Origin of the sequence: Pseudomonas sp. GCEP-101 (genome assembly GCF_025133575.1) — a bacterium.
GTDB classification, from domain to species: Bacteria; Pseudomonadota; Gammaproteobacteria; order Pseudomonadales; family Pseudomonadaceae; genus Pseudomonas; species Pseudomonas nitroreducens_B.
Window position 1 is genome coordinate 3,322,053 of the sequence record NZ_CP104011.1, and the last position, 17,216, is coordinate 3,339,268.

Annotated in this window: 18 protein-coding genes; 7 read left to right on the plus strand and 11 right to left on the minus strand. The window is 65.8% G+C overall.

Annotated features, from left to right (window positions below; translation table 11 throughout):
* Positions 1-75: 75 nt before the first annotated feature.
* Both N0B71_RS15195 and thrC read left to right on the plus strand, forming a co-directional pair.
* Positions 76-1,380, plus strand: coding sequence for a homoserine dehydrogenase (locus N0B71_RS15195; protein WP_259753390.1), 1,305 nt, complete (start codon positions 76-78; stop codon positions 1,378-1,380).
* Positions 1,381-1,475: 95 nt separating this feature from the next.
* On the plus strand, positions 1,476-2,885 hold the full coding sequence (gene thrC / locus N0B71_RS15200; protein WP_259753391.1) for a threonine synthase: 1,410 nt from the start codon (positions 1,476-1,478) through the stop codon (positions 2,883-2,885).
* On the opposite strand, the gene N0B71_RS15205 is transcribed toward thrC, so the two are convergent.
* Positions 2,882-3,025, minus strand: a complete 144-nt coding sequence (locus N0B71_RS15205; protein ID WP_259753392.1) for a hypothetical protein — start codon at positions 3,023-3,025, stop codon at positions 2,882-2,884. The genes thrC and N0B71_RS15205 overlap by 4 nt on opposite strands.
* 30 nt (positions 3,026-3,055) lie before the next feature.
* On the opposite strand from N0B71_RS15205, the gene N0B71_RS15210 reads away from it, so the two are divergent.
* On the plus strand, positions 3,056-3,337 hold the full coding sequence (locus N0B71_RS15210; RefSeq protein ID WP_192430666.1) for a DUF3509 domain-containing protein: 282 nt from the start codon (positions 3,056-3,058) through the stop codon (positions 3,335-3,337).
* A gap of 225 nt (positions 3,338-3,562) precedes the next feature.
* Here the strand turns inward: N0B71_RS15210 and N0B71_RS15215 are convergent, their stop codons facing one another.
* From N0B71_RS15215 to N0B71_RS15235, 5 genes are all read right to left on the minus strand, one after another.
* Positions 3,563-4,264, minus strand: a complete 702-nt coding sequence (locus tag N0B71_RS15215; RefSeq protein WP_017522225.1) for an ABC transporter ATP-binding protein — start codon at positions 4,262-4,264, stop codon at positions 3,563-3,565.
* Positions 4,265-4,267: 3 nt separating this feature from the next.
* Positions 4,268-5,035 (minus strand): high-affinity branched-chain amino acid ABC transporter ATP-binding protein LivG, encoded by a 768-nt coding sequence (gene livG, locus N0B71_RS15220; protein ID WP_259753393.1) that lies wholly within the window; start codon positions 5,033-5,035, stop codon positions 4,268-4,270.
* The gene (locus tag N0B71_RS15225) at positions 5,032-6,288 is read right to left on the minus strand and encodes a high-affinity branched-chain amino acid ABC transporter permease LivM (RefSeq protein ID WP_017522223.1); all 1,257 of its coding nucleotides are present in this window, start codon (positions 6,286-6,288) and stop codon (positions 5,032-5,034) included. The genes livG and N0B71_RS15225 overlap by 4 nt, the downstream gene beginning before the upstream one ends.
* Entirely contained in the window at positions 6,285-7,208 is a 924-nt protein-coding gene (gene livH, locus N0B71_RS15230) for a high-affinity branched-chain amino acid ABC transporter permease LivH (protein WP_017522222.1), read from the minus strand. The genes N0B71_RS15225 and livH overlap by 4 nt, the downstream gene beginning before the upstream one ends.
* A 116-nt stretch (positions 7,209-7,324) precedes the next feature.
* Entirely contained in the window at positions 7,325-8,446 is a 1,122-nt protein-coding gene (locus N0B71_RS15235; RefSeq protein WP_259753394.1) for a branched-chain amino acid ABC transporter substrate-binding protein, read from the minus strand.
* 308 nt (positions 8,447-8,754) lie between these two features.
* Between N0B71_RS15235 and N0B71_RS15240 the strand changes: the two genes are divergently transcribed.
* The gene (locus tag N0B71_RS15240; protein ID WP_259753395.1) at positions 8,755-9,072 is read left to right on the plus strand and encodes a DUF2288 domain-containing protein; all 318 of its coding nucleotides are present in this window, start codon (positions 8,755-8,757) and stop codon (positions 9,070-9,072) included.
* A 68-nt stretch (positions 9,073-9,140) separates the two neighbouring features.
* Positions 9,141-9,506, plus strand: coding sequence for a DUF5064 family protein (locus N0B71_RS15245; protein WP_259753396.1), 366 nt, complete (start codon positions 9,141-9,143; stop codon positions 9,504-9,506).
* Positions 9,507-9,672: 166 nt separating this feature from the next.
* Here N0B71_RS15245 and phnE read toward each other — a convergent pair whose 3' ends face one another.
* Genes phnE through N0B71_RS15265 form a run of 4 tightly spaced genes read right to left on the minus strand, consistent with a single transcriptional unit; the run spans position 9,673 to position 12,936 of the window.
* A complete protein-coding gene (gene phnE / locus N0B71_RS15250; protein ID WP_259753397.1) occupies positions 9,673-10,443 on the minus strand; it encodes a phosphonate ABC transporter, permease protein PhnE in 771 nt (256 codons plus the stop codon).
* A complete protein-coding gene (locus N0B71_RS15255) occupies positions 10,440-11,282 on the minus strand; it encodes a PhnE/PtxC family ABC transporter permease (RefSeq protein WP_259753398.1) in 843 nt (280 codons plus the stop codon). The genes phnE and N0B71_RS15255 overlap by 4 nt, the downstream gene beginning before the upstream one ends.
* Entirely contained in the window at positions 11,276-12,082 is an 807-nt protein-coding gene (locus N0B71_RS15260) for a phosphonate ABC transporter ATP-binding protein (RefSeq protein ID WP_259753399.1), read from the minus strand. Before N0B71_RS15260 ends, N0B71_RS15255 begins: the two co-directional genes overlap by 7 nt.
* A complete protein-coding gene (locus N0B71_RS15265; protein WP_054907404.1) occupies positions 12,079-12,936 on the minus strand; it encodes a putative selenate ABC transporter substrate-binding protein in 858 nt (285 codons plus the stop codon). The genes N0B71_RS15260 and N0B71_RS15265 overlap by 4 nt, the downstream gene beginning before the upstream one ends.
* 166 nt (positions 12,937-13,102) lie before the next feature.
* On the opposite strand from N0B71_RS15265, the gene N0B71_RS15270 reads away from it, so the two are divergent.
* Complete coding sequence (locus N0B71_RS15270; protein WP_259753400.1) at positions 13,103-14,002, plus strand: NAD(P)-dependent oxidoreductase; 900 nt, start codon at positions 13,103-13,105, stop codon at positions 14,000-14,002.
* A complete protein-coding gene (locus N0B71_RS15275) occupies positions 13,999-14,790 on the plus strand; it encodes a hydroxypyruvate isomerase family protein (RefSeq protein ID WP_259753401.1) in 792 nt (263 codons plus the stop codon). The genes N0B71_RS15270 and N0B71_RS15275 overlap by 4 nt, the downstream gene beginning before the upstream one ends.
* Before the next feature lies 1 nt (position 14,791).
* Here the strand turns inward: N0B71_RS15275 and N0B71_RS15280 are convergent, their stop codons facing one another.
* Positions 14,792-16,954, minus strand: coding sequence for a putative bifunctional diguanylate cyclase/phosphodiesterase (locus tag N0B71_RS15280; RefSeq protein WP_259753402.1), 2,163 nt, complete (start codon positions 16,952-16,954; stop codon positions 14,792-14,794).
* Positions 16,955-17,216: the final 262 nt, after the last annotated feature.

Sequence of the window (17,216 nt, forward strand, 5' to 3'; positions counted from 1 at the left end):
CTGCCGCCGCGCCCGCCTCCTGGCGGGCGTCGGTGCGTCAGGCGCCCCGATGCTGTAATCATGGGGAGTTTCAGCGTGAATCCGGTGAAAGTGGGAATCTGTGGGTTGGGGACCGTCGGTGGCGGTACCTTCAATGTACTCAAACGCAACGCCGAGGAGATTGCCCGCCGTGCCGGGCGTGGTATCGAGGTTGCGCAGATTGCCGCCCGTCGCCCCAATCCGAAGTGTGATACCGGCAGTACCCCCATTACTGCCGACATCTTCGACGTGGCGAACAACCCGGAAATCGACGTGGTCATCGAGCTGATCGGCGGCTACACCCTGGCCCATGAGCTGGTGCTCAAGGCCATCGAGAACGGCAAGCACGTGGTCACCGCGAACAAGGCGCTGATCGCCGTGCACGGCAACGAGATCTTCGCCAAGGCCCGCGAGAAGGGCGTCATCGTCGCCTTCGAAGCCGCCGTGGCCGGTGGCATCCCGGTGATCAAGGCGATCCGCGAGGGCCTGGCCGCCAACCGCATCAACTGGCTGGCCGGCATCATCAACGGCACCGGCAACTTCATCCTCACCGAAATGCGCGAGAAGGGCCGTGCCTTCGCCGACGTGCTCAAGGAAGCCCAGGCGCTGGGCTACGCCGAGGCCGATCCCACCTTCGACGTCGAAGGCATCGACGCCGCGCACAAGCTGACCATCCTGGCATCCATCGCCTTTGGCATCCCGCTGCAGTTCGACAAGGCCTACACCGAAGGCATCACCCAGCTGACCACCGCCGACGTGAACTACGCCGAGGCCCTGGGCTACCGCATCAAGCACCTGGGCGTCGCCCGCCGTACCGACAAGGGTATCGAGCTGCGCGTGCACCCGACCCTGATCCCGGCCGACCGCCTGATCGCCAACGTCAACGGCGTGATGAACGCCGTCATGGTCAATGGCGACGCCGCGGGTTCCACGCTGTTCTACGGCGCTGGCGCCGGCATGGAGCCCACCGCTTCCTCGGTGGTCGCCGACCTGGTGGATGTGGTTCGCGCCATGACCGCCGACCCGGAGAACCGCGTGCCGCACCTGGCCTTCCAGCCGGACTCGCTCTCCGACCACCCGATCCTGCCGATCGACGCCTGCGAAAGCGCCTACTACCTGCGCATCCAGGCCAAGGACCATCCGGGCGTACTGGCCCAGGTGGCGACCATCCTCTCCGAGCGCGGCATCAACATCGAATCGATCATGCAGATGGAAGTTGAAGAGCATGACGGTCTGGTGCCGATGATCCTGGTTACCCACCGCGTGCTCGAGTCCCGCATCATCGAAGCCATCGCCGCGCTGGAAGCGCTGGATGACGTCGTCGGCAATGTCGTACGCATCCGCGTCGAACAGCTCAATTAACTCGGAGCTGCAAGCCGCAGGCTGCAAGCCGCAAGCAGAAGCACTGCTTGCAGCTTGAGGCTTGAAGCTTGGGGCTCAAACCGAAGGTTTGATCTATGCGTTACATCAGTACCCGCGGCCAGGCGCCCGCGCTGAACTTCGAAGACGTGCTGCTGGCTGGCCTGGCCAGCGACGGCGGCCTCTACGTGCCGGAAAACCTGCCGCGCTTCACCGTCGAAGAGATCGCCTCCTGGGCTGGCCTGCCGTACCACGAGTTGGCCTTCCGCGTGATGCGTCCGTTCGTGGCCGGCAGCATTTCCGACGCCGACTTCAAGAAGATCCTCGAAGAAACCTACGGCGTCTTCGCCCACAATGCCGTGGCGCCGCTGCGCCAGCTCAACGGCAACGAGTGGGTGCTGGAGCTGTTCCACGGCCCGACCCTGGCCTTCAAGGACTTCGCCCTGCAGCTGCTCGGCCGCCTGCTCGATCACGTGCTGACCAAGCGCGGCGAGCGCGTGGTGATCATGGGCGCCACCTCCGGCGACACCGGCTCGGCCGCCATCGAAGGCTGCAAGGCCTGCGAGAACGTCGATATCTTCATCATGCACCCGCACAACCGTGTGTCCGAGGTGCAGCGCCGGCAGATGACCACCATCCTCGGCGAGAACATCCACAACATCGCCATCGAAGGCAACTTCGACGACTGCCAGGAAATGGTCAAGGCCAGCTTCGCCGACCAGGGCTTCCTCAAGGGCACCCGTCTGGTGGCGGTGAACTCGATCAACTGGGCGCGGATCATGGCCCAGATCGTCTACTACTTCCACGCCGCCCTGCAGCTCGGTGCGCCGGCCCGTTCCGTTGCGTTCTCGGTGCCCACCGGTAACTTCGGCGATATCTTCGCCGGCTACCTGGCGCGCAACATGGGCCTGCCGGTCAGCCAGCTGATCGTCGCCACCAACCGCAACGACATCCTGCACCGTTTCATGTCCGGCAACCGCTACGACAAGGACACCCTGCACGCGTCTCTGTCGCCGTCCATGGACATCATGGTGTCGTCCAACTTCGAGCGCCTGCTGTTCGACCTGCACGGCCGCAACGGCAAGGCCGTCGCCGAGCTGATGGACAACTTCAAGGCCACCGGCAAGCTGGCCGTCGAGGATGATCGCTGGACCGAAGCACGCCGCCTGTTCGACTCCCTGGCCGTGAGCGACGAAGAGACCTGCGAAACCATCGCCCAGGTCTTCGCCGAGTCCGGCGAGCTGCTGGACCCGCACACCGCCATCGGCGTGCGCGCCGCGCGCGAGTGCCGCCGCAGCCTGTCCGTCCCCATGGTCACCCTGGGTACCGCGCACCCGGTCAAGTTCCCCGAGGCCGTGGAGAAGGCCGGTATCGAGGCGGTTCCGGCCCTGCCGGCGCACCTCGCCGACCTGTTCCAGCGCGAAGAACGTTGCACCGTCCTGGCGAATGAACTGGCCAAGGTCCAGGCCTTCGTCAGCGCCCATGGCAACCGTGGCAAGCCGCTCTAAACTGCGGATCGCCGTTCGAAAAAGCCCGCCACCTGGCGGGCTTTTTCATGCCTGCGCGTGATGCCGTGACACATGTCGTCATGACCAACGGTACTGAAACCGGCGAACTTTATCGCCGAACGTGCGGTCTTCTTCTGCATGTTTTTCATTTCGCAACAAGGAGATACGACATGGACCGGCTGAGCGCCCTGCTGACCGAGACCTTCGCTCCCTACGTTTCCTCGCTGGGCCCGGCACGCCCCGACGGCGGCCGTATCCTGACCCTCACCAACGATGATGGAGACGTGGTTCTGCGGCGTGTCATCGAAGGCCAGCACCTGGCCGACCATGAGCAGAGCGAGGAGGCGGTGCAGACCATTCGCCGCGACCTGCTGATCTCCGAGGGCCGCATGGAGGACGATGTGGTGTCCCAGTTGCGCCAGCGTGCGCAGGTGCTGAGTTACGGGACCTGATCCGCCTGGCAACGAAAACGCCGCCCCCTGGGGCGGCGTTTTTCTTGGGTGGGCTGCAGCGGGGAGAATCGCAGGAACGTCTGTAGGAGCGAGCTTGCTCGCGAACCGTCCCGACGATGGTGCTGCAGGGAAAACCGTTCGCGAGCAAGCTCGCTCCTACGAAAAGCAGGGCTTGGCAAGGCAAAAAAAACGGCCCCGAAGGGCCGTTTTCATCGCCGCGACGGATCAGCCGCCCAGGTACGCGTCGCGCACCTTGGGGTTCACCAGCAGGTTGGCGCCGGTGTCCTGCATGACGATGCGCCCGTTCTCCAGCACGTAGCCGCGGTCGGCGAGCTTGAGCGCCTGGTTGGCGTTCTGCTCGACGAGGAACACGGTCACGCCTTCCTGGCGCAGCTGTTCGACGATGTCGAAGATCTGCTGGATGATGATCGGCGCCAGGCCCAGCGACGGCTCGTCGAGCAGCAGCAGCTTGGGCTTGCTCATCAGCGCACGGCCGATGGCGAGCATCTGCTGTTCGCCGCCGGACATGGTGCCGCCGCGCTGGTTGAAGCGCTCCTTCAGGCGCGGGAAGAGCGCCAGGACCTTGTCCATCTGCTCCTGGTAGTCACCCTTGCTGGTGAAGAAGCCGCCCATGGCGAGGTTCTCCTCCACGGTCAGGCGGGCGAACACGCGACGGCCTTCCGGCACGACGGCGATGCTCTTGCGCATGATCACCGAGGATTCCTTGCCGACCAGCTCTTCGCCCATGTAGGTGATGCTGCCGGAGGCGGCACGCGGCGAGCCGCAGAGGGTCATCAGCAGGGTCGACTTGCCGGCGCCGTTGGCGCCGATCAGGGTGACGATCTCACCCTGCTGGACTTCCATGCTGACGTCGTGCAGCGCCTGGATCTTGCCGTAGAAGGTGGAAACCTTGTCGAACTTCAGCATGACTCAGGCCTCCCCCAGATAGGCTTTGATCACATCCGGGTTGCCGCGGATCTCTTCCGGGGTGCCGTCGGCCAGGGGCGTGCCCTGGTTGATCACGTAGATATGGTCGGAAATGCTCATCACCAGCTTCATGTCGTGCTCGATGAGCAGGACGGTGACGCCGTGTTCGGAGCGCAGCATGGCGATCAGCGCCTTGAGGTCCTCGGTTTCCCGCGGGTTCAGGCCGGCCGCCGGCTCGTCCAGCATCAGCAGCTGCGGGCGGGTCATCATGCAGCGGGCGATCTCCAGGCGACGCTGCTGGCCGTAGGCGAGGGTGCCCGCCGGGCGGTTGGCGATGTCCTTGAGGTTGACGATTTCCAGCCAGTGCGCGGCGTAGTCCAGGGCCTCGGCTTCCGCGCGGCGGAAGGCCGGGGTCTTGAGCAGGCCGGCAAGGAAGTTGGTGTTGATGTGCCGGTGTTGCGCCACCAGCAGGTTCTCCACCGCGGTCATCTCCTTGAACAGGCGCACGTTCTGGAAGGTCCGCACTACGCCCTTGTGGGCGATCTTGTGGCCCGGCAGGCCCTGGATGGGCTCGCCGCGCAGCAGGATCTCGCCACCGGTGGGGGCGTAGAAGCCGGTCAGGCAGTTGAACACGGTGGTCTTGCCGGCGCCGTTGGGGCCGATCATCGAGATCACCTGTTTCTCTTCGACCTTCAGGGCCACGTTGTTGACGGCCAGCAGCCCGCCGAAGCGCATGGTGAGGCCGGATACTTCAAGAATCGGTCGGCTCATTTGCGCAACTCCAGGTGCGGGCGCTGCATGGGCAGAAGGCCCTGCGGACGCCAGATCATCATCAGCACCATGAGGGCGCCGAACATCAGCATGCGGTACTCGCTGAACTCACGCATCAGTTCGGGCAGCAGGATCATCACCACGGCGGCCAGGATGACGCCGAGCTGGGAACCCATGCCACCCAGCACCACGATGGCGAGGATGATGGCCGATTCGATGAAGGTGAACGACTCCGGCGTAACCAGGCCCTGGCGCGCGGCGAAGAAGCTGCCGGCGAAACCGGCGAAGCAGGCGCCAAGGGTGAAGGCCGAGAGCTTGATCAGCGTCGGGTTCAGGCCCAGCGCGCGGCAGGCAATCTCGTCTTCGCGCAGGGCTTCCCAGGCACGGCCCAGGGGCATGCGCAGCAGGCGGTTGATCACGAACAGCACCAGCAGCACCAGCAGCAGCGCGACCAGGTAGAGGAACACGACCTTGTAGTTCGAGTTGTAGGCGATGCCGAAGAACTCGTGGAAGGTCTGCATGCCCTCGGGGGCGCGGCGCTCGAAGGTGAGGCCGAACAGGGTCGGCTTCTCGATGTTGCTGATGCCGTTGGGGCCGCCGGTGAGCCAGGTCATGTTGCGCAGCAGGATGCGGATGATCTCGCCAAAGCCCAGGGTCACGATGGCGAGGTAGTCACCGCGCAATCGGAGCACCGGGAAGCCGAGGATGAAGCCGAAGAACGCGGCCATCAGGCCGGCGATCGGCAGGCATACCCAGAAGCCCAGGCCGTAGTAGTGCGACAGCAGCGCGTAGCTGTAGGCGCCCACGGCGTAGAAGCCGACGTAGCCCAGGTCGAGCAGGCCCGCCAGGCCCACCACGATGTTCAGGCCAAGGCCCAGCAGCACGTAGATCAGGATCAGGGTGGCGATGTCCACCGCACCGCGCGAGCCGAAGAACGGCCAGGCGAGGGCGATGAGGATCAGCACCATGATGATCTTGCGTTGCACGGAGGCGTGCGTCAGGCGTTCGGCCAGCCTGGTGTGCGGGTGCGACAGCGCCTGTTTCACGCTGCCGCCGAAGGCGAAGCGATCACGCACCAGTTGCCAGACGAACATCAGCACGGCGCAGGCGGCGATGGTCCACAGGCGCGCGGGGCTGACGTTCTCCAGTTGCAGGCCGATGCCGATCACGCTGAGCTTCACGCCCAGCACCGGATAGGCGACGGCCATCACCAGCAGGGCGCTGAAGAATGCGGTCTTGAGTTTCTGGCTCATACCTTCTCCACCTCCGGGCGACCGAGCAGGCCAGTGGGGCGGAAGAGCAGCACGAGCACCAGCAGGGTGAAGGCCACCACGTCCTTGTACTGGTCACCGAACACGTCGGCGCCAAAGGCTTCGGCGACGCCCAGCACCAGCCCGCCGAGCATGGCGCCCGGAATGCTGCCGATGCCGCCCAGCACCGCGGCGGTGAACGCCTTGATGCCGGCGAGGAAGCCGATGTGCGGGTTGATCACGCCATACTGCAGGCCCAGCAGCACCGCGGCCACGGCGGCCAGGGTGGCGCCGATGACGAAGGTCAGGGCGATGATGTTGTTGGTGTTGATGCCCAGCAGGTTGGCCATCTTCAGGTCCTCGGCGCAGGCGCGGCAGGCGCGGCCCAGGCGAGAGCGGGAGATGAACATGGACAGGCCGTACATGGTCAGCAGGGTGATGATGAAGATCAGCACCTGCATGTACGAAATGGTCACGCCGGTCATCTCGTCCGCGCCGATGATGAAGTTGCCCGGCAGCAGGTTGGGGATGGCCTTGTCCTTGGAATCCTGGGCGAGCAGGACTTCGTTCTGCAGGAAGATCGACATGCCGATCGCGGAGATCAGCGGGATCAGTCGGTTGCTTCCACGCAGGGGACGATAGGCGATGCGTTCGATGCTGTAGCCGTAGGCGCTGGTGACGATGATCGCCGCGGCGAAGGTGCAGATGATGACGACAGGAAGACTCACGATTCCCATCATCGCCAGCCCCGTGATCACGATGAAGGCTACGTACGAGCCAATCATGTACACCTCGCCATGGGCGAAGTTGATCATGCCGATGATGCCGTAGACCATGGTGTAGCCGATGGCGATCAGGGCATAGGTGCTGCCGACGGTGAGGCCGTTGATCAGCTGTTGCAGGTAGTGATAGAGCTCAGGCATTACCTAACTCCTCGGGCGTCGCGTGAAGCGGCGCTTGTGGCGCGACGGACCCCCGGAATACTCGGATAAACAAAGCCCACTGCGGCTGCAGTGGGCTTTGTGTGTCGGCGGGTGGCTTACTTGGCTTCGGTCTTGGTGCCGTCCTTGTGCCACTGGTAGATCACGAAGTTGAAGTTCTTCAGGTCGCCCTTCTCGTCGAAGGCCAGGGTACCGGTCGGGGTCTCGAAGTTGTTGGCGCGCAGCGCCGCTGCCACTTTGTCGGTGTCTTCGCTGCCGGCTTTCTTGATGCCTTCGGCGATGACCTGGACGGCCGCGTAGGCCGGGAACACGAACGGACCGCTCGGGTCTTCGTTCTTGGCCTTGAAGGCGTCAACCAGGGCCTGGTTCTTCGGATCCTGGTCGAAGGACTTCGGCAGGGTCACGTAGAGGCCTTCGGAAGCCGGGCCGGCGATGGCGGAGATTTCCTTGTTGCCGACGCCTTCGGGGCCCATGAAGCCGACTTTCAGGCCCTTCTCGGCAGCCTGGCGCAGGATCAGGCCCAGCTCCGGGTGGTAGCCGCCGTAGTAGACGAAGTCGACCTTGGCTTGCTTGAGCTTGGCGATCATCGCGGAGAAGTCCTTGTCGCCGGCGTTGATGCCTTCGAACAGGGCGACCTTGATGCCAGCGTCTTCCAGGGTCTTCTTCACGGCAGTGGCGATGCCTTCGCCGTACTGCTGCTTGTCGTGGATCACGGCCACGGTCTTGGGCTTGATGTGCTCGGCGATGAACTTGCCGGCGGTCGGGCCCTGCAGGCTGTCCAGGCCGATGGTGCGGAAGATCAGCTTGTAGCCGCGGGAGGTGATGTCCGGGCTGGTGGACGCGGCGGTGATCATCATCACGCCTTCGTCTTCGTAGATGTCCGAAGCCGGTTGAGTGGAGCTGGAGCACAGGTGGCCAACGACGAACTTGACGCCATCGTTGACGATCTTGTTGGCAACGGCCACGGCTTGTTTCGGGTCGCACGCGTCGTCGTAGACCACGCCTTCGAGTTGCTTGCCGTCGACGCCGCCGGCCTTGTTGATCTGCTCAATGGCCATTTTCGCGCCAATGAACTGCATCTCCCCATACTGGGCGACTGCGCCGGTCACCGGGCCGGCCAGAGCGATCTTGATGGTGTCGGCGGCCATGGAGAAACTGGCAACGCCGGCCAGAGCCATGGCGGTGAACAGCTGGGAAAGACGCTGAGTACCCTTTTTCATAGTGCTCCACTCTTCTTGTGTTTTCGTTTTTGTAGTCCTGGTTGCCAAAGGCTTCAGGACCGGGATTGCCCCGGACAGACCCACCGGCAACTGTACCGGTACAGTGTAGAGTGCCGCCTGACCGCTTGAAAAGCGGGGGGCGGGCAGCCAAGGGTGGGCATGTCGCAAGATTGACACAAACGTACAGAAAAACGGCGCTGTATGACTTCTCACTCTGGGTTTTCCGTACCCCGTGAAAACGCCGTCCGAACCTTGCCTGGCGCGGCCCCGGCGCTATCATGGCGCCGTTCGTTTACCAGGTGAGATCCATGACTGAACAAGCTAGCACCCTCTATGCCAAGTTGCTTGGCGAAACCGCGAAGATTTCCTGGCAGGAGCTCGCCCCCTTCTTCGCCCGCGGCAACCTGCTCCAGGTGGCCGGCACCGCCGATCTGGTGGAAGTCGCGATGGGCGTGGCCGAGGACGACAAGGCGAAGGTCGCCGCGTGGCTGACCAGTGGTGATCTGTGCAAGGTCGACGAAACCCGGGCGGCGGACTTCCACGCCCGCGACCCGGAACTCTGGGCGGTGGTGATCGCCCCCTGGGTGCTGGTGCAAGAAAGAGTTCGAAAAGAGTCGCTGCACTGACCTTGGGCGATTTCTTATTTGAAAAGGCCGACTAGACTGTCGGAAAATTCCATCGAAGGAGATTCGCCATGTTTGAACCGGGCCATCTGCATCTTCAGTCCCTGCCGGGTCTGGGACAGCAGGAGATCGATGCTCACATCAACTACGAAGTCCGCCGGGATGCGGAAAAAGGCATGCTCGTCCACTTCATCATGAAGGGCGAGATCGACGGTAATTCCTTCACTGAAGAGTGGGACATGCCCAAGGAACAGGCCTTCAACTTTGCCAGCGATGCCACCCGCATCGCGCAGAAACATGGCCTGCATCCGCGCTTCGGCTCCATGGTGCGCAACCACAAGGAATACGACGCGATGTTCGAGGACATCCGTCAGAAGCTCGGCACCCATCCGGGCGACCCGATCGACCTGGACAAGGTGATCCACGGCGACTCGTAACGTCCGAATCCAATAAAAAGCCCGGCCAAGTGCCGGGCTTTTTGTTGCCGGTGATATCGCGGTGCCGCCCTGTGTAGGAGCGAGCCTGCTCGCGAACGGAGTCATCGGCTGGCTGATCGCCGATGCGGTTCGCGAGCAAGCTCGCTCCTACAGGGACGGATGCCGGCTAGTGACTCACCCAGCGCTGCCGCGCCCAGGCGCTGAGGCTGTCGACGCACAGCACCAGCAGCAGCATGGCAATGATCACCGTGGCCGCCTGGGCCTGCTGGAACAGACTGAGGCTGAAGTACAGCATCTGCCCCAGGCCGCCGGCGCCGACGAAGCCGAGCACGCTGGCCATGCGGATGTTGTTCTCCCAGCGGTAGAGGATGTACGCCACCAGTTGCGGCCAGACCGCCGGCAGAGTGCCGTAGGCGAAGGCGGCAACGCGCCCGCCACCGGCCAGGCGCACGGCTTCGGCGGGGGCGGTCGGGGTGTTTTCCAGCGCCTCGGCGAACAGCCGTCCGAGCACGCCACCGGTATGCAGCGCCAGGGCCAGCGTGCCGGCGTTCGGGCCAAGGCCGGCGGCCAGTACCATCAGCGCGCCCCACACCAGCTCCGGCACCGCGCGCAGGGCGTTGAGCAGCAGCCGCGACAGGCTCTGTGCGATGCGCCCGAAGCGGCCTGCCGCCGGCAGCGCGATGAGCATGCCCAGCAGCGCCGCGAGCAGGGTGCCCATGGCCGACATCGCCAGGGTTTCCAGGGCGCCGCGGCCGACCGCTGCGAGGTGGGTTGCGCTCAGGTCCGGCGAGAGGAAGTCGCGGCCGTAGTCGAGCATCTGGCCCAGGCCCCGGGCATCGAACAAGCCGCCGGTGTCCATCTCCAGATAGGCGAAGGACGCGCCGACGGCGAGCAGGATCAGCAGCAGCCAGCCCAGGCTGCGCACAAGGCCGGTCATTCGAGCCTCCCGCGCAGGAAGCGGCTGAGCAGGTCGGCGCCCAGCACCAGGACCAGGAAGGTCAGCAGGATGCTCGCCACCTCGCCGCCGGCGAACATGCGCAGCGACAGGTCGATCTGCTGGCCGAGACCGCCGGCGCCGACGAAGCCCATCACCACCGAGGCGCGGATCGCGCATTCCCAGCGGTAGACGGTGTAGGAAATCAGTTCCGCCGCCGCCGAGGGCAGCACGCCGTAGGCGAAAGCCTGCAGCCGCGAACTGCCACCCAGCAGCAGGGCACGGGTCGGGCGCGGGTCCACCGATTCGAAGATTTCCGCGTAGACCTTGCCGAGCATGCCGCCGTAGGTGATGGCGATGGCCAGCACGCCGGCGGTGGGGCCCAGGCCCACGGCGCGGACGAACAGCAGCGCCCAGACGATTTCCGGCACGCTGCGCAGTACGATCAGCAGGCCGCGCACCGGCCAGCGCAGCGCACGTGCCCACCAGGCCGGCAGGCCGCCGCGGGGCAGGGCGGAGATCGACAGCGCGCGGGTCGCCAGCAGCGCGGCGGGGAATGCGATCAGCCAGGCCAGCGCCATGCCGGCGGTGGCGATGGCGAGCGTTTCCAACGTGGCGCGGCCGAGCAGGGTGAGGAATTCCCCGTCATGGGCCGGCGGCCAGAAACCGCCGAGGAAGTTGGCCATGGTCCGCGCGTTGTCGCCGCTGAAGAGGCCGGCGATATCCAGCTCGGACAGGCGCAGCCCCGGCCACAGCAAGGCCAGGGCGAGCAGGGTGAGCAGCAGGCGCGGCAGCGCCGCCGGATCGCGGGGCGGGCTTTGCGGGAGGGCGGGATTCAGCATCGCGGAATCTGCACCACCACGGGTTTGCCCACCGGCGAGGCAGCTTCCTGCTGGCCGAGCTGCTCGTTGGCGTAGAGGGCGCGCAGGTCCTCGGGCGTGACGTTTTCCGCCGGCTTGTCGAAGGCGATGCGGCCTTCGCGCACGCCGACGATGCGCGGGAAGTGTTCCAGCGCCAGTTCCACCGCATGCAGGCTGGCGAGCAGCGTTACGCCACGGTTCTGCGCCTCGCGGGTGAGCACGCCGAGGGTGTGGCCGGCGAGCACCGGGTCCATGGCCGAGACGGGTTCGTCTGCCAGCAAGACTTCGGCCTGCTGGTAAAGCGCGCGGGCAATGCCGACGCGTTGCAGTTGGCCGCCGGAGAGCTGGTCGCAACGTTCGAAGAGCTTGTCGGCGAGGTCCAGGCGCTGCAGCTCGCTGCGGGCGCCGGCGCTGTCGACGGGGTAGAGCAGGCTGGCCAGGCTTTTCCACAGCGGCCAGTGGCCGAGGCGGCCGGCGAGCACGGCGGTGACCACGCGCTGGCGCGGTGGCAGCGGCGGCGCCTGGTGCACCAGGGCGATGCGCGAGCGCAGGCGCTGGCGTGCCGAGCCGCTCAGCGCCCAGGGTTGGGAACCGAGCAGGTCGACGCGGCCGGCGGTGGGCTTCAGGGCGGTGGCGAGGATGCGCAGCAGGGTGGTCTTGCCGGCGCCGGACGGGCCGATGATCGCCACCCGTTCGCCGGCGGCGACGCTGAGGTCGATGCCGACGAGCGAGCGCTGGCCGTTGGCGTGGATGTGCTCCACGCCGGTCAGTGTCAGGGTCACTTCAGCAGGCCGGCGGCGCGCGCCGATTCCTCGATGCCCTTGTAGTTGTCAGGCTGGGTCTCGATGAAGCGGCTGGCCGCCTGCAGGTCGAGGATTTCCTTGTCGCGCGGCTTGCTCGGGTCGAGGGCGAGGAAGGCCTTCTTGATCTTCTCGGCCAGGGCCGGGTCGAGGTTGCCGCGCACGGTCCAGTTGTAGTCGTAGTAGGTCGGGGTGGTGGCGAAGACCTTGACCTTGTTGGTGTCGACCTTGCCGCTGTCCACCAGCTTCTGCCAGACCGAGGCGTTGAGTACGCCGGCATCGACCTTGCCGGCCTGGACCCAGGCGACGGTGGCATCGTGGGCGCCGGAGTAGGCCACGCGGGAGAAGAACTGCTCGGGCACCACGCCGTCCTTCTGCATGAAGTAGCGCGGCATCAGGCTGCCGGAGGTGGACGATACCGAACCGAAGGCGAACGTCTTGCCCTTGAGGTCCTGGATCGATTTCACGTTCGGATCGGCGGTGATGAATTTGCTGGTGAACTGCTGGTCCTGCTCGCGCTGTACCAGGGGGATGGCGTTGCCGGTCTTCAGGCGCGCCTGGACGAAGGTGAAGCCACCGAGCCAGGCCATGTCCAGTCGATCCGACGCCAGGGCTTCGACCACGCCGGCGTAGTCGGACACCGGGATGAACTTCACCGGCATGCCCAGTTGTTCTTCCAGGTAGGCGCCCAGCGGCTTGAACTTGCGCAGCAGTTCGGTCGGGGCTTCATCGGGAATGGCCGAGACTTTCAGTTCTTTCGGGGTATCGGCGTGGGCGAAAACGGCAGACAGGGACAGGGCGAAACCGGCGGCGAGCGCCAGGGTGCGTTTGAGCATGGGGAGAGTTCTCCGGTTCAATGGCGGAAAAAACCTCGGGAGTATAGTGGCGGCGCGCCTGTTTAGCAGCCGTCGCGGTATCGAAAGGCGTGCCGGCCTCGCCACTTCACGCCTGCTAGAATGCCGCACCCCGTGCCCGCCCTGCTGCCGAACTGGAGATCACCCCATGTCGTCCCCTTTGCCATCCCTTGCGTTCGCCGGCCTCGGCCTGATGGGCGTGCCGATGACGCGCCGCCTGCTCGCCGCCGGCTACTCGCTGAGCGTGTGGAACCGTTCCGCCGGCAAGCGCGACCTGCTGGCCGCCGAAGGCGCCACGGCCGTGCCCACCCCCGCGCAACTGTGCGCCGATGCCGAGGTGGTGATGCTGTGCCTGGCCGATACCGCCGCCGTGCGCGAGGTGGTGTTCGGTGCGGGTGGCATCGTCGAGGGTGCCCGCGCCGGGCAGGTGCTGGTGGACTTTTCCAGCCTGGAGCCGGCTGCCACCCGCGAGATGGCCGCCGAGCTGGAAGCGCGCACCGGCATGCGCTGGGTCGATGCGCCGGTCTCGGGCGGCACGCCGGGCGCCGAAGCCGGCACCCTGGCGATCATGGCGGGCGGCCGTGTCGAGGACATCGAGCGCGTGCGGCCGATCCTCGCCCACCTCGGCCAGCGGCTGACGCGCATGGGCGACGTCGGCGCGGGGCAGGTGACCAAGGTCTGCAACCAGATGATCGTCGCCTGCAACGCGCTGGTAATCGCCGAGGTGGTGGCGCTGGCGGAGAAGGCGGGCGTCGATGCGAGCCTGATAGCCCCGGCCCTGGCCGGCGGTTTCGCGGATTCCAGACCCCTGCAGATCCTGGCGCCGCAAATGGCCGAAAGCCGCTTCGAACCGGTGAAGTGGCACGTGCGCACGCTGCTCAAGGACCTGGACACCGCCGTGAAGCTGTCCCGCGAGGAAGGCTCGGCCACGCCCATGAGCGGCCTCGCCGCGCAACTGATGCGCCTGCACGGCAGCCAGGGCCATCTCGAACGCGACCCGGCTACCCTGGTCGAGCAATACCGTCAGTCGAAGGAATTCCCCGCATGAAACTCTGCGCCAACCTCTCCCTGCTGTTCACCGAAGTCCCGCTGCTGCAGCGCATCGACGCCGCCGCCAAGGCCGGTTTCGAGGGCGTGGAGATCCAGTTCCCCTATGACGTCCCGGCGCAGGACCTGAAGGCCGCACTGGACGAAGCCGGCCTGCCGCTGGTGCTGATCAACCTGCCGGCTGGCGACCTGATGCAGGGCGGGCCGGGCATCGCCGCGGTGCCGGAGCGCGCGGTGGAGTTCGAGGCGGCGCTGGCCACGGCGCTGGACTACGCGCGCATCGTCCAGCCGCAGCACATCAACGTACTGGCCGGGCGGCTGGTCGAGGGGCTGGAGCGCGAGGTCGCGCTGCAGACCCTGGCCGAGCGCCTGCGCGCCACCTGCGACGCCTTTGCCGGCAGCGGCACCGACGTGCTGATGGAAGCCATCAACTGCCACGACATGAAGGACTTCCTGCTCAACACCCCCGAGCACCTGCAGGACATGCTCGAGCGCGTGGCGCGGGAAAACCTGCGCGCGCAGCTGGACCTCTACCACATGGCGCGCATGGGCCTGGAGTTGGTGGATTGCATCTACGCGCTGATGGGCCAGATCGGCCATGTGCAGTTCGCCGACTACCCCGAGCGCGGCGAGCCGGGCTCGGGCGAGATGGAGTTCGGCGTGCCGCTGCAGGTGCTCGACGACGTGGGCTACGACGGCTGGCTGGGCGCCGAATACCGCCCCACCGGGACCACCGCCGACTCGCTGCGCTGGCTGCCGCGCTGGCGCGCCGGCAAGTTCGATTATTGAGTCATGCCTGGCTGCGCATCAGCGCGGCGTCGCTGTCCTCGCGGTAGGCTTCGAGAAATTCCACCAGTGCTGACAGCGGCAGCGGGCGACTGAACAGGTAGCCCTGGGCCAGTTCGCAATGGTTGTCGCGCAGGAACGCCAGTTGCTGCGCGTGCTCCACCCCTTCGGCGATCACCTTCAGGTGCAGCTTCTGCGCCATGGCGATGATCGCCTGGGCGATCTCGCTGTCGCGGCGCGACTGCGGCACGTCGCGGATGAACGAGCGGTCCACCTTCAGCGCATCCAGCGGCAGCTGGCGCAGGTAGGACAGCGAGGAATAACCGGTGCCGAAATCGTCGATGGACAGGCTCACGCCCAGGTCGCGCAGGCGGTTGAGCAGCGGGATCGCCTGGTTGATGTTGGCCATCACGGCGTTCTCGGTCACTTCCATTTCCAGGTAGCGCGCGGCGAGGCCGGTGTCGGCGAGGGTCTGCTGTATTTCGTCGACCAGGCTCTCGCGGCCCAGGTTGCTGGCGCAGCAGTTTACCGCCACGCGCAGGTTGCCGAAGCCCCGGTCGTGCAGGTGGCGCAGGTCCTGGCAGGCTCGGCGCAGCACCCAGGCATCCAGCGCACCGATGAGGCCGTTGGCGGTCGCCAGGCCGATGAAACGGTCCGGTGCCAGCAGGCCGTGGGTGGGGTGCTTCCAGCGCACCAGCGCTTCGAGCTGCGCCACTTCGCCATGGTCGATGCGCAGGATCGGCTGGTAGTAGAGCACCAGCTCGTCGTCCCACAGCGCCTTGCGCAGTTCTTCCTCCAGCTGCAGTTCCTGGGTGGCCTTGGTCTTCAGGTGCGGACTGAAGAAGTGCGTGGCGTTGCGGCCGTTGCCCTTGGACTGATACAGCGCGAGGTCGGCGTGCTTGAGCAACTCCTCGGGTTGGTCGCCGTCGTTGGGGAACAGGCTGATGCCCACGCTCAGGGTCATCACCAGGTTGCGCCCGGCGGTGCTGATCGGCTCCTTCATGCGTTGCATCAGGCGCTGGGCGAGGATGCGCGCCTCGTGGTCTTCGCCCAGGTCGGCGAGGATGCAGAATTCGTCGCCACCAAAACGCGCCAGCAGGTCGGTGCTGCGCAGGGCACTGCGGATGCGTTCGGAGACGATGCACAGCAGCTCGTCACCGGCGGCGTGGCCGAGGGAATCGTTGACGCGCTTGAAGTGGTCCAGGTCCAGCAGGATCACCGCCATGCCCTGGCCCTTCTGCCGGTTGCGCTGCAGACGGGCCGCGAACTCCTCGTTCAGCGCGTTGCGGTTGTGCAGGCCGGTCAGGCCGTCGAAGCGCGCCAGTTTCTGCAGCGAGGCGTTGGCATTGTCCAGCTGGTTGAGCAGCGCATTGACGCGGCTCAGCTCGCTTTCCTTGCTTTCCAGGCTGTCCTCGATCCAGGCCGCCCACAGCCCGGCCAACACCACGGCCAGGGCCAGCAGCCCGACCATCAGGCCGAGCTGGATGGCGTTGTTGCGGCCGACGTCTGCCACCGGCGCGACCCAGCTGGGCAGCGTCAGGGTCAGCGCGGCCATGCCGGTGAAGTGCATGCTGGCGATGGCGCTGCCCAGCAGCAGGCTGGCGAGCGTCTGGTAGAGCCACTGGCGACCCGTCGGCTGGCGGTTCAGCACCGGCGCCAGCACCAGCGCGACGAAGGCCACCAGCACGGCCATCAGCACCGACAGGGTGACCAGCAGCGGGTCGTAGTGCTGCATCGGCGGCGACTCGATGGCCGCCATCCCGGTGTAGTGCATGCCGGCGATGCTGGCGCCGATGCAGCAGGCGGCCAGCAGGTATTGCAGCGGGCTGAGCCCGGCGTGGGCGAGCAGGCGCATGGCGACCACGCAGATGCCGATGGCGATGAGCAGGGAGAGCAGCGTCAGCCCGCCGGCAAAGTGCAACGGCACCGAGGCATGGAAGGCCAGCATGGCGATGAAGTGCATCGACCAGATGCCACTGCCCAGGCAGATGCCGCCCACCCACTGCCAGCGATGGGCGTGCTGCGGCGCGCGGGCCATGCGTGCGGTGATGCTGAGGGCGACGAAACTCGATACGCAGGCGATCAGGATGGCCAGCAGGACCAGCCCGGGGTTGTGGGAACACTCCAGCAGCACAGCATCGGGTACGGCGTCCTGGTGCCAGTCCATGGGCGGGATGCTCCGGATGTCGGGAAGGGAGAAGGCAGATTGATATCACTTTGTGTGAAGTCTAGGAAGCCGGCAGGACGCTGCAAGGACTGCGCTGAGTTTTCGGAGCAAAGCCGGGCGCCGTGCGACGTACGGTAGTACCAACTGATCGGTCGATCGCACATCCGATCGCTGGTCTAAATTGGAACTCCAACTTGACACTTTTTTGACTAACCGCCCGCTAAAGTTGCGCCGCCGGCCGGCAGGGTCGGCTATCTATTTC